Raw genomic sequence first — 12,167 nt, 5'->3', positions numbered from 1 at the left:
CCGGGTCGTGGACGTCCGACTCGACCAGTCGCACGGTGGGCAACACCTGTAGGTCACGGTTGCGATGCGGTCTGCGCGTCGGCACGCGCATCGCCTGTCCCTCATCCGCCAACCTGGCCACCAGGTGCTGACCCACAAATCCGGTCCCTCCGAGAATACAGATTGTCCTTTTCTTCATGTCAAACGGGTGCTGGTCAGTCTTGAGGGGGCGATATTGTACACATTTGTCGCCTTAACCCGCGCACCTCGTATCCTGTGTCCTTTCCGCGGGCACCTCGGCGCGGGCCGCGTTGCAGCCGGAACACGAGCCGCCGCATCCGGGTGCTCTACTGGGTCGCGCGTGTCGCCTCCAGAGTCGGAGCGCCGCCACGGCGGCAAGCGAGACTACGACGGCGAGCGCGATCCATTCCTGCAAATACTGGTTCATGAGGAGGTTTTGATCAGATTCGGGTGCCGATCTGGAACACGGCGAGCGCCGCCAGGTAACCCAGCGAAGTCATATAGGTCCAGGCGAACAGGGCCCAGGACCAGCTTGCCGCCTCTCGCCGGATGGTGGCGACCGTCGCCACGCATTGCAGGCAGAAGGCGTAGAAGACCAGCAGGCCCAGGACCATCGGCAGCGTGTAGACCGGTTCCCCGTCGGGCCAGCGCGCCCCCTGGAGCCTCCCCTTGAGGCTGTCGCTCTCCGCGTCGACGTCTTGCCCGACGGCATAGATGGTGCCGAGTACGGCGATGACCACTTCGCGCGCCGGAAACCCCGCGATGACCGCCGCCGAGACCTTCCAGTCCCAGCCCAGGGGCCGGAAGATCGGATCGACGATCCTCCCCATTCTGCCAAGGATGCTCTGGTCCAGGTACGCCGCCGCCTCGCGATTGTCGAGTGCCACGCGACGCTGTTCCAGCTCGACGCCGCCAAACCGGTTCGACGCCTCGGTCCGCTGTACTTCGTAGGCGTCGTGGATCGACCCCGGGTGAGGGAAATAGGCCAGTGCCCACACGATCAGCGCGACTGTAAATATCACGGTACCGGCGCGTCGCAGGAAGATCACCGCGCGATCCATCAACCGGAGTAGTGCCGACTTCAGATTCGGTCGCCGGTACGGTGGAAGCTCCATGAGAAACGTCGGCGTCGGTCCGCGCAGCAGGGTTTTCTTGAGCACGAACGCCGTGATCACGCCACCGAAAATGCCGAGCAGATACAGACCGAGCAGGATTAGGCCCTGCAGATTGATGAATCCGCCCAACCAGCTTCGCTGCGGGACGAAGGCCGCGATCAGGAGTGCGTATACGGGCAGGCGGGCCGAGCAGGTCATGAACGGGGCGGCGAGTATGGTCGCGATCCGGTCGCGCCGGTCCGGAATCACGCGAGTTGCCATGATGCCGGGGACCGCGCAGGCGAAGCTGGACAACATGGGAATGAATGACTGACCCGAAAGGCCGCACCATCGCATCAGCCGGTCCATGAGGAACGCCGCGCGGGCCATGTAGCCCGTGTCCTCCAGCAGGATGATGAAGGCAAACAGGATCAGGATCTGTGGCAGGAAGATCACGACGCTACCGACACCGGCGATCACCCCGTCGATCAGCAGGCTCGACAATGCCCCGGGGGGCAACCATGCCGACAGAATCGCTCCCAGCCCCGTGGTGCCCGCGTCAATCAGGTCCATCATCGGCGTCGCCCAGGAAAACACGGCCTGGAACACCGCGGCCATCACGACGAGAAACAGGAGGCTCCCCCAACCGGGGTGACTGACGAAGCGGTCAATGCGGTCCGACCAGCTGGTGCCGGTCTCCTGGCGTGTTTCGACATCGGTCATGATATCGTTGATCCAGCCGTATCGGGACCGCGCCTCGAGTCCGCTGAGCGCCTGTCCCGCACCGACGTCGTTCCGCAACCCATCCAGGCGCGCGGACAGATCCCGGCCCGCCAGCCTCTGAAGGCGCTGCTCTGCGTAGCCACCGACGTCGATCAGGGCGCGCGCCACCTCCTGGACGTCGATCTCCACGCCCTCGGCCCGTAGTTCCCCGCAAAGTGCTGTCGAGGCCTGCTTGAGTTCCGGCAGCAGCCTGACCGAGGGGGCGTGACCCTGTTGCAGCACGTCATCGAGGACCCGCTTCAGCTCCTCGACCCCTTCCCCACGGGCGGCGACCATGGGCACCACCCTTGCATCGAGTGCCCGCGCCAGCGACCGGTCATCGATCCGGATGCCCTTACGCGCGGCGACGTCGGTCATGTTCAACGCCACGACAACCGCGAGTCCCATCTCGAGGACCTGGCTGGCGAAATAGAGGTTACGGCGCAGATTGGAGGCGTCGACCAGAAGCAGTACCGCGCCGGGTCGCTCCAGCTCGTCGAATCTGCCGAGCAGGGTATCGATGGCGACCATCTCGTCGGGGGACTGCGCGGCGAGCGAGTAGGTGCCCGGGACGTCGATCAGCTGCACCTCACCTGAAGCCAGGGTCAGTGTGCCGGTGTGTTTCTCGACCGTGACGCCGGGGTAGTTGCCGGTCTTCTGGCGCAGCCCGGTGAGGATATTGAAGAGTGTACTCTTGCCGGTATTGGGGTTGCCGACCAGCGCGATGGTACGCGTGGTACGCGAGACGGTACCGGTAGCGGTACGGTCCGTTTCAACGGCATGTGCGGATTCGCAGCACGTCACGAGAGCAGTTCGACCTGGATCGTGCTTGCCTCGTCGCGGCGCAGCGACAGCGCGTAATCCATCACGCGAATCTCCATCGGGTCCCCGGTGGGTGCACGCCGAATTACCTGCACCTCGCTGCCTTCCAGCAAGCCGAGCGTCATGATGCGCTGGGAAAGGGGACCCATATCATTGAATCTGATGACCCGTGCCCGGTCTCCGGGTTTCAGGTCCGCGAGTGAACGGTCCATGAATTACGGTCTACAGAAGGGGTGGATCCAGGAGCGCCGCTTCTTCAAGCGGACGTTGAGAGGAGATACCTCGATATGCAAGGCCTCGCTCCGGTTCAGTGCCCAACGGCTGTGCTCGAGACCGACAACGATCAGCTTTCCGGCTTGCATCAGCGCAATCTCGGCGCCGGGTGCCAGGCCGCGGGCGTGCAGTTTTTCCCGCATCTTCAGATCCGGCGATCGTATCTGGGTGATGACCGCGGTCTCACCCCGGGAAAGTTCAATCAATGTCATCGAGACGGCCCCCCTGACTGCGCGTTGTTACCACGATAAAAAAACTAATCGTAATGATAATACTTCTCATTGCTGCAGATCAAGGGAGGCGCGCCTCGCAGGGGGCATGGAGGCACTCGCAGGTCAGTGGCTTCCGACGGGGGTGTCTTCCGGTCGCCGTCGCCGGTTGCCGCTCGATCGCCTCCTTCCCGGGGGCGTACTGTCCCGCCGGCCGGTGCGTTTCGGGTGCCTGCGCCTTGGTGGGACCCGCGCTTCCGCCAGCAGATCCGGTGACACGCTTTCGGCGGGGATCTTGTATCCGATGTACGCCTCGATCTCCGGGAGGTGAAATGCATACTCCTCGCAGGCAAAGCTGATGGCGTCGCCATCGGCGCCGGCCCGCGCCGTACGTCCGATCCTGTGTACGTAGTCCTCTTCGGACTGCGGCAGGTCGAAATTGACAATATGGCTGACCTCGGGGATGTGCAGGCCGCGGGAGGCCACGTCGGTTGCGACCAGCAGTGGAAACTCGCCGGTGGTAAATCCCTTGAGCAAGGCCAAGCGCTTGCGCTGCGGCACATCGCCGGAGAGCAGGGCTGTCTTGTAGCCGTTCTCCTCCAGGTAGGCCGTTACCCGCTCGGCGGTTCGCTTGGTGTTGACGAACACCATGGTGCGCTTGGGGTCATGCTGTTTCAGCAATCCGATTAGCAGGGGTATCTTTTCGTCGTTGGAAGGGTAGTAGATGGCCTGCCGTACCCGGGCCGTCGTCACCTGATCAGGCTCGATCCGGACCATCTCGGGGTTGTTCATGTGTTCGTAGGCGAGTTCCATGACACGGTAGGAGAGTGTCGCCGAGAACAGCATGCTGAGACGCTTTTCCGGCAACGGCATGCGGCGCATCAGGTAGCGTATGTCGCGGATGAACCCCAGGTCGAACATGCGGTCGGCCTCGTCAAGTACCATCACGCGAATGGCCTTGAGATCGAACACGCGCTGCTTGAAATAATCGATAATCCGTCCAGGAGTGCCGATCAGTACATCGATCCCCGCCGCGAGCCGTTCCCGCTGGCTGACATAGCCTTCCCCACCGTAGACGACACCGATCGAAAGTCCGGTGTGGCTTCCCAGCGTGGTTGCGTCGTTGTAGATCTGTATGGCGAGTTCGCGAGTCGGGGCGATGACGATGGCAAGCGGTTGGCTGGGACGCCTGTTGTCGCTGGGCGGGTCTCGAAGCAGGGTCGAGAACAGTGCGACCAGGAAGGCGGCGGTTTTGCCGGTGCCGGTTTGCGCCTGGCCCGCGACGTCACGCCCGGCGCGTGTCAGTGGCAACGCCTTCTCCTGAATCGAGGTACAATATTCGAAGCCTGCGTCGTCGAGTCCTTTCTGGACTTCCGGTGGCAGGTCGATGTCGCTGAACTTCAGTTCCGTCAATAGATGTTCACTCATCTAGTTAGGATACCCGAATTTTCGTGCCGATGGCCGCTAGTCGGCATGGACTTGATGCACGGGATAAGTTAGACTTTTGGCCCATGCAGGCAAATTCTTACACCGCCTCGGCCTTGATCGATAACCTATCCCGATTGTAGTCTCTCCCTTGGGCGAGCAATTTACGCCATCCCGGGAACCAACATGACGCCGCTTCGAGGAGCAATACGGTGAGCGAGAAGATACTTCACGTATCGGATGGGAGTTTCGAGCAAGAGGTACTCAAGTCCGATGTGCCGGTACTGGTGGATTACTGGGCCGAGTGGTGTGGCCCGTGCAAGATGATCGCGCCGATCCTCGACGAGATTGCGGATGAGTATGATGGCAAGGTGCGGATCGCAAAACTGAATATCGACGACAACCCCACGACCCCGCCCAAATACGGAATTCGGGGTATTCCGACCCTGATGCTATTCAAGGACGGAGAGGTGGAGGCGACCAAGGTCGGTGCGCTATCGAAATCGCAGCTCACCGCATTTCTCGATCAAAGCATCTGATCCCCGGGCAGACCCGGCAAATCAACTGGACGGATCCTGTATTTAGTGTTAAAAGGACTTTAAATATCAATTTCCTTCCCATACAGATCTGCCCAGACAAACCGTGGCCGCGTTGTTGCGGGTTGCCTGAATATCATAAGTGATGATTCCCGTAGTGAATGCACGCTGAGATACCTTGAGCAGGTTGGTGCGATGCACTGGGCCGTTCGCCCTGTCGCCTCCAGCTTCCAACCGATGCAAAGCCTGACGGGATCCATCCATAACGAATATCGGATCGGAAAGTAAGGGTTGTAGAGGCTCGGTGGCGTTCGTTCACAGTATCTACTTGACTCCGTACCCATCAGATACTCCAGCTGACAGATCATCGGCACCGCCGGTCCAGTGTAATAAACTGCCGTTTCGCAACATCCCATCGCGGGTGCTTCGATCCTGCTGCCGGATAACACCCGTGTGTCCATCTTGACTATCCCATTTCGTTCCAGACACGACCCCTGACATCATGAACTTGACCGAACTGAAGAAGAAACCCGCCTCGGAACTGATCAGCATTGCCGAGTCGGTGGGAATCGACGGCGTCGCCCGCTCGAGAAAACAGGACATCGTCTTTTCGATTCTGAGGGCGCGGGCCAAAAACGGAGAGGATATTTTCGGGGACGGCGTCCTGGAAATACTGCAGGACGGATTTGGTTTTCTGCGTTCGGGCGATGCGTCCTATCTTGCGGGACCGGACGATATCTATGTCTCTCCGAGCCAGATCCGGCGATTCGGGCTGCGGACCGGGGATACCGTATCGGGAAAGATACGCCCGCCCAAGGATGGCGAGCGCTACTTCGCGATGCTCAAGATGGACAAGATCAACTTCGAGTCGCCGGAGGTCGCCAAGAACAAGATCCTGTTCGAGAACCTGACACCGTTGCATGCCGACGATCGGATCCGCCTCGAACGCGGAAACGGCAGTACCGAGGACATCGTCGCGCGGGTCATCGATATCGTCGCACCCATCGGCAAGGGACAGCGCGGGCTGATCGTGTCGCCGCCGAAGGCGGGCAAGACGATCATGCTGCAGAACATTGCGCAGAGCATCGCGGCCAATCAGCCCGAATGCTATCTCATCGTGCTGCTGATCGATGAGCGGCCGGAGGAAGTCACCGAGATGGAGCGCATGGTACGCGGAGAGGTGATCTCCAGCACCTTCGACGAACCCGCGACGCGCCACGTGCAGGTCGCCGAGATGGTCATCGAAAAAGCCAAGCGGCTCGTAGAGCATCGCACGGACGTTGTGATACTCCTGGATTCCATCACCCGGCTTGCGCGCGCCTATAATACCGTGGTGCCTTCCTCCGGTAAGGTGTTGACCGGCGGTGTCGACGCAAACGCGTTGCAGCGACCCAAGCGGTTTTTCGGTGCGGCGCGCAATATCGAGGAAGGCGGCAGTCTCACCATCATGGCGACGGCCCTGATCGACACAGGCTCCAAGATGGACGAGGTCATCTACGAGGAGTTCAAGGGAACCGGTAACAGCGAGATTCATCTCGATCGGCGCATCGCGGAAAAACGCGTCTTCCCGGCCATCAACATCAACCGGTCCGGCACCCGCCGCGAGGAACTTCTCACGGACCCGGACGAATTGCAGAAACTGTGGATCCTGCGCAAGTTCCTGCACTCGATGGACGATATTGAGGCGATGGAGTTCCTTCTCGGCCGGTTGCAGTCCAACAAGACGAACAACGAATTCTTCGATTCCATGAAACGATAGGGTTAGCCGCCCAACTGCTGAATCCCTTCCTTACTGTCACCGCTGTGGTCTGAGGGAAGGCGACGGTTCCATTCTTCAGTCCGGTACACCGAAACGCGTGATTTCTCTCACCCGAAAAGGGTACGACGCTCCCTTGGTCGCGAGTCAAGGGCAATGAGAGACCCGTTACGCTCCGGCTCACTCATGGCGAATTGGACCGGTTCCCCGGTTTGTCTCCACGGCGTATAGTTTCCTCGCGGGAGGAACGTGCGTCGATGCGGCAACGGCAAGGGAAATCGAGACGGCGGATTGCAACGGGTATGATCGCAGCCCTTTGCATGGTCCTTTTTCTCCCAAGGGCGACCGCAGCGGACGCCGGTTCCGACGGCTCGGCCGACCATGCCACCGCAGGGGATGTGCGGTACTGGTACGACGGAGACGAGCGGCAAACGGTCTGGTTGGAAAGCGATCTCGTCGCGGAGTTCGCGAATCCGATCGGCGATGGTTCCGGTACCGCCTCGCCGCGTTCCGGACGGCGCGTGAGACTGCCGTCGCGGTACGGGTGGTTGCAATTCCGCCGGGCCGGGGATTCGGCTGAACCCGACACCGGTGTTCCCACGAGGGCTTCACCTGTGTTTCGCGATACACCGTCGACCGGCGGACCGCTGCGTACCCTGCCCGGTGGCGTCATCGTATATCTCGATCCCGCGCTTTCCCCCGCGGATGTCGATGCCTGGCTGATTCGCCATGCACCGGACTCCTCAAGGCGCCTGTTATTTGGCCCCAACGTCTATTTCATCGACACACCACCGGGGCTGGAATCGCTCGAAACCGCCAACCGGATACATGAAACAGAGGGCGTCATTGCAGCGACACCCAACTGGTGGACGGAGCGTGTACCCCGGTGAGCGTCCGGCTGGAGCCCGCATCGACCCAGGGTTTCCGACGCATTCGCGCCTTCAGGTCCATGCTGTTGCCGGTGGCCTTCGCGATTGCCGCCTGTGACGGTGGAGGCGGCGTCGAACCAGCGCCTGACCGGTCATTGCTCATCGTTGTCTCCGGTGACGGAAGGGTGACCAGCACACCCTCGGGTATCGACTGTGGCCCAGCCTGCTCCACGTCGTTTCACGACGGTACGGTGGTGACGCTGACTGCAAGCCCCGGTGAGGGTTCCGGCGTCTTGGACTGGGGCACGGCCGTGTGCGGGACGAGCGAGATGTGCCGCATCGCCCTGACCGCGGATACCACCGTCAATGTCACGTTCTCAGGCGATGACCCCCTGTTTGCCCTGCAATGGCACCTGGACAACCGAGGGCAGACCGGTGGTACGGCGAACGAGGACGTGAACGTTCTGCCGGTGTGGACCGAATCCGGGATACGGGGCCGGGATGTGCGGACGGTCGTCGTAGACGACGGGCTGGAGGTGGCACACGAGGACCTCGCCCCCAATGTGGTCGAGGGTGCGGGTTGGAACTATCTGAGCGGGACCCCCGACCCGACACCTCCTGCCCCTTCCCTGGGGAATCCGGCAGATTTGGCCCACGGGACATCCGTCGCTGGTCTCATTGCGGCGCGCGACCGTAACGGCAAGGGCGTCAGGGGTGTGGCGCCCCTGGCGGGACTGGTGGGTTACAACCTGCTTGTGCGGGCCACTTCGGTAAACGAGGGTGACGCCATGGCGCGCGACGCCGTGGAAAACGCCGTCTCCAACAACAGTTGGGGACCGACGGACGGGCAGGGTACGCTGGACCACAGTTCGTTCGAATGGCGCGAGGGGGTCAGGACCGGCCTGACGCAGGGGCGGAATGGACGCGGTATCGTGTACGTCTGGGCCGCCGGAAACGGCGCTCCGCGGGACAATTCCAACTACGATGCGTACGCCAATCACCGTGGCGTGATCACCGTGGCCTCCGTGGACCATGACGGACGCCAATCGTTTTTTTCGGAGCGGGGCGCCAATCTGTGGGTCAGCGCGCCGGGGATGCCGTCGCTGGTGACGACGGACCGCACGGGTGAGTACGGCTTCAATTCCACGGGCTCAGCGGGGAACCTCGCGAACAATAACTACACGAATGGCTTCGGCGGGACCTCTGCGGCTGCGCCGCTCGTTTCCGGCGTGGTCGCCCTGATGCTGGAAGCCAACCCGACCCTCGGCTGGCGTGACGTCAGGCTCATCCTCGCGCAGACCGCGCGCAGAAATGATCCGGCGGACCCCGGCTGGGCCGATTTCGGTACGGCGCCAGCGTATCACTTCAACCATCGTTACGGTTTCGGTGTCGTCGATGCCGCGGCCGCGGTCGAGGCCGCCAGGACCTGGACGAACGTCGGGCCGCAGATCAGTGCGGTCACCGCGGAGTCCCGGCCGTCGCTCCCGATACCGGACAACGACCCGATCGGTGCAAGCGATACCATCACCGCCAGCGGCACCGGGATCCGGCGGATCGAGTTCATCGAGGTGACGTTTTCTGCGCAGGACCACGGGTACTCGGGTGATCTCGAAGTCGTCCTGACCTCACCGACCGGTGCGCGAAGTACGCTGGCCGAAACGCATACCTGCGCCAACGACGCCTGTTCGGTGTATCTTGACTGGGTCTTTGGCAGCGCCCGGCACCTGGGAGAAGGGGCGGACGGGACGTGGCAGCTGACGGTCAGGGACGGGTTTCCCGGAGATGCGGGGACCTTCCGGTCATGGCGTCTCGCGTTCTATGGAACGGGGCCGGAATAGCGGTGCCGGGACACGGCGGCGGTACCGGTGCGCGCGGGTACGTCTCGGCTGTTTTCAGGACGCCGCCGGAACGACGCGGTAGAGTTCCCCTTCCTCGTAGTCGACGATCAGGATCTCGCCGTCGATGTCTTCGGTAAAACCGACAATCGACAATGGCGTCGTCGCCAGCACCCTTCTCTCCAGACCTCGGGATATCCCCCCGAACAGGCCCCAGATCGTGCCGCTGCCGTAGTCGCCAAAGATGTACACACCCCGTAAGGCGGGTATCGCCCCACCCCGATAGACCCGGCCTCCGGTGATCGAATACCCCTCGTCGTGTCGGTACTCGGCCACGGGAAAGGTGAACCTTGCCGGATCTCCGCAATCCCGCGTGTCGTATTCGAGTGTCCCCTCGTAGCAGCGCCAGCCGTAGTTTCCGCCTTTCTCGACGATGTCGATCTCTTCCACCTTATTCTGTCCGACGTCGGCGAGCCAGAGTCGATGGGGCGGGGCGCGGTCGAAGCCCCAGCCCCAGGGATTTCTCAGTCCCCAGGCGAAGATTTCGGGTCTCGAGCCCGGCGTTTCGATCAGTGGATTGTCGGGCGGGATCGCGTAGGGTGCCTCGCGGTCGACGTCGATCCGCAGCATGGCGCCAAGAAGGGTGGTGGTGTCCTGCGCGTTGTTGTGCGGGTCTCCCGCCGCACCCCCGTCTCCCAGCCCGATGTAGAGGTATCCGTCCGGTCCGAAGGCGATGTTCCCGCCGTTGTGGTTTGCCCAGGGCTGGCCCACGCGCAGCAGGACCTCCTCGCTGTCCGGGTCGAGTCTGCCGCCCACATCCCGCATTCGCGATACCCGGGACTGCATGGTCTCGCCCGGCTCTACACCGGGCACGGTATAGGAGACGTAGACCTGCCGGTTGGTGTCGAACCGAGGGTGAAATGCCATGCCCAGCATCCCGCCCTCGAACCGGTCGTCGACCACCGCGCTGTCATCGAGGTAGGTGTGGGCAACGGCGGTGTCTTCATTCTGCGGGTCGAACCAAAGGATCCTGCCGCTTTGTTCGGTGACGTACCAGCGCGAATCGTCCCCGGGGGCATGGAAGAGACCCGTCGGGTGGTCGAAGCTCAGTTCCGGCCAGGCCTGTTCGATCGAGAGGGGCGGTTCCGAGAGCAGTTCGGCCGGTCCGGTACCGGAGCCGCAGGCCGATAGCGCGATCAGTAACGATGCGAACGAGGTCAACCTCTCGAACGCGCATCGAGGATACGCCGGGCACCGGCAGGTCCCGGTGGCCATCAGGCGACCACGTCCGAAACGCGTTCCCTGGCCACGGCGCGGTGACCGATATCCGGGCGGAAGTAGGCGTCGCGCCACTGGATTCGCTCGATTGCGGCATATGCCCGTTGACCGGCCTGCGTGACGTTATCACCCAGCGCGGTGACGCACAGGACCCGTCCCCCGCTGGTGACGACATCGCCGCCGTCCTCTCGGGTCCCGGCGTGGAACACCTTGATATCCTCGCTGTCCACGCCGTCGAGCCCGGAGATGACATCCCCGTTTCGATAGGCGTCCGGATAACCGCCGGCTGCCATGACGACGCCGAGCGCACTGCGCGGGTCCCACGCCAGGGTGGTCCGGTCCAGCTCGCCGCGCAATGCCGCCAGTGTCGTCTCCACCAGGTCGGACCTCAGCCGAAGCAGGATCGGTTGGGTCTCGGGGTCGCCGAAACGGCAGTTGTACTCGAGTACCCTTGGCGTCCCGTCGGACGAGATCATCAGGCCCGCGTAGAGGAACCCGCGATAGGGACAGCCGTCCTCGCGCATCCCGCGGATCGTCGGTTCGATGACCTGCGACAGGATACGGTCGTGCATCTCACGCGTCACCACGGGTGCCGGGGAATAGGCGCCCATGCCACCGGTGTTGGGGCCGGTATCGCCGGCATCGCGGGCCTTGTGATCCTGCGAGGTTGCCATCGCGAGGGTGTGTTCCCCGTCGGCCATGCAGATGAAGCTCGCCTCCTCCCCCTCGAGGAAAGACTCGACGACCACCCGGTGCCCGGCCCGACCGAACGCATCTCCGGCCAGCATACCGCGGGCCGCGGCAACGGCTTCGTCCTCGGTCTGCGCCAGGATGACGCCCTTACCGGCGGCGAGTCCGTCCGCCTTGACCACGACCGGGGCGCCATGCGCGCGGATATGGGCCTCGGCCTCCCCGGCGTCGGTGAAACTGCCGAACTCGGCGGTAGGAATCCCGTGGCGGGCGAGAAACGCCTTGGCGAAGGTCTTGGATCCCTCCAGACGGGAGGCCGCGCGCGAGGGACCGAAGATCGGCAGGTCCGCTTCCCGAAAGGTGTCGACGATCCCAGCGACCAGCGGCGCCTCGGGTCCGATAAGGGTCAGTCCGACCGCTTTCTCCCGTGCGAATCGTTCCAGTCCCGCCAGGTCGTCCACGGCGATGGGGACGTTTTCCACGCCCGGCTCCCGGGCCGTACCCGCGTTGCCCGGTGCGACATACACCACCTCGGCCAGCGGGGATTGCGCCAGTTTCCAGGCCAGTGCGTGCTCGCGTCCGCCACCACCCACGACGAGAATCTTCATACCGGTCTCC

At 62.8% G+C, this 12,167-nt stretch carries 12 protein-coding genes; 4 read left to right on the top strand and 8 right to left on the bottom strand.

Annotated features, from left to right (window positions below; all coding sequences use genetic code 11):
* From LJE91_14715 to rhlB, 6 genes are all read right to left on the bottom strand, one after another.
* Window positions 1-178 (bottom strand): NAD-dependent epimerase/dehydratase family protein (locus LJE91_14715; protein ID MCG6869932.1); only part of this gene is annotated, 178 nt, incomplete at its 3' end.
* A 54-nt stretch (window positions 179-232) separates the two neighbouring features.
* Entirely contained in the window at window positions 233-427 is a 195-nt protein-coding gene (locus LJE91_14710) for a FeoB-associated Cys-rich membrane protein (protein ID MCG6869931.1), read from the bottom strand.
* Between the two features lie 13 nt (window positions 428-440).
* Window positions 441-2,660, bottom strand: a complete 2,220-nt coding sequence (gene feoB, locus LJE91_14705; GenBank protein ID MCG6869930.1) for a ferrous iron transport protein B — start codon at window positions 2,658-2,660, stop codon at window positions 441-443.
* Window positions 2,657-2,890: a ferrous iron transport protein A gene (locus LJE91_14700; protein ID MCG6869929.1), complete on the bottom strand. Its 234-nt coding sequence runs from the start codon at window positions 2,888-2,890 to the stop codon at window positions 2,657-2,659. Before LJE91_14700 ends, feoB begins: the two co-directional genes overlap by 4 nt.
* Before the next feature lie 3 nt (window positions 2,891-2,893).
* Window positions 2,894-3,163, bottom strand: coding sequence for a ferrous iron transport protein A (locus tag LJE91_14695; protein MCG6869928.1), 270 nt, complete (start codon window positions 3,161-3,163; stop codon window positions 2,894-2,896).
* Window positions 3,164-3,286: 123 nt separating this feature from the next.
* Window positions 3,287-4,588 carry an ATP-dependent RNA helicase RhlB gene (rhlB, locus tag LJE91_14690; protein MCG6869927.1) on the bottom strand — a complete coding sequence of 434 codons (1,302 nt, stop codon included), beginning with the start codon at window positions 4,586-4,588 and terminating at the stop codon, window positions 3,287-3,289.
* A gap of 209 nt (window positions 4,589-4,797) precedes the next feature.
* Between rhlB and trxA the strand changes: the two genes are divergently transcribed.
* The 4 genes from trxA to LJE91_14670 all read left to right on the top strand — a co-directional run bounded on the left by trxA (window position 4,798) and on the right by LJE91_14670 (window position 9,584).
* On the top strand, window positions 4,798-5,124 hold the full coding sequence (gene trxA / locus LJE91_14685) for a thioredoxin TrxA (protein ID MCG6869926.1): 327 nt from the start codon (window positions 4,798-4,800) through the stop codon (window positions 5,122-5,124).
* Window positions 5,125-5,623: 499 nt separating this feature from the next.
* The gene (gene rho, locus LJE91_14680; protein MCG6869925.1) at window positions 5,624-6,880 is read left to right on the top strand and encodes a transcription termination factor Rho; all 1,257 of its coding nucleotides are present in this window, start codon (window positions 5,624-5,626) and stop codon (window positions 6,878-6,880) included.
* Between the two features lie 299 nt (window positions 6,881-7,179).
* A complete protein-coding gene (locus LJE91_14675; GenBank protein MCG6869924.1) occupies window positions 7,180-7,767 on the top strand; it encodes a hypothetical protein in 588 nt (195 codons plus the stop codon).
* On the top strand, window positions 7,764-9,584 hold the full coding sequence (locus LJE91_14670) for a S8 family serine peptidase (protein ID MCG6869923.1): 1,821 nt from the start codon (window positions 7,764-7,766) through the stop codon (window positions 9,582-9,584). The genes LJE91_14675 and LJE91_14670 overlap by 4 nt, the downstream gene beginning before the upstream one ends.
* 54 nt (window positions 9,585-9,638) lie before the next feature.
* Here LJE91_14670 and LJE91_14665 read toward each other — a convergent pair whose 3' ends face one another.
* Together LJE91_14665 and purD are read right to left on the bottom strand one after the other, a co-directional pair.
* Window positions 9,639-10,802, bottom strand: a complete 1,164-nt coding sequence (locus LJE91_14665; GenBank protein MCG6869922.1) for a PQQ-dependent sugar dehydrogenase — start codon at window positions 10,800-10,802, stop codon at window positions 9,639-9,641.
* A 53-nt stretch (window positions 10,803-10,855) separates the two neighbouring features.
* Window positions 10,856-12,157: a phosphoribosylamine--glycine ligase gene (purD, locus tag LJE91_14660; protein MCG6869921.1), complete on the bottom strand. Its 1,302-nt coding sequence runs from the start codon at window positions 12,155-12,157 to the stop codon at window positions 10,856-10,858.
* Window positions 12,158-12,167: the final 10 nt, after the last annotated feature.

The organism is Gammaproteobacteria bacterium (assembly GCA_022340215.1).
GTDB lineage: Bacteria > Pseudomonadota > Gammaproteobacteria > JAJDOJ01 > JAJDOJ01 > JAJDOJ01.
Note: the sequence above shows the minus strand (reverse complement) of the source record. Positions and strands in the feature narration are given on the sequence as shown.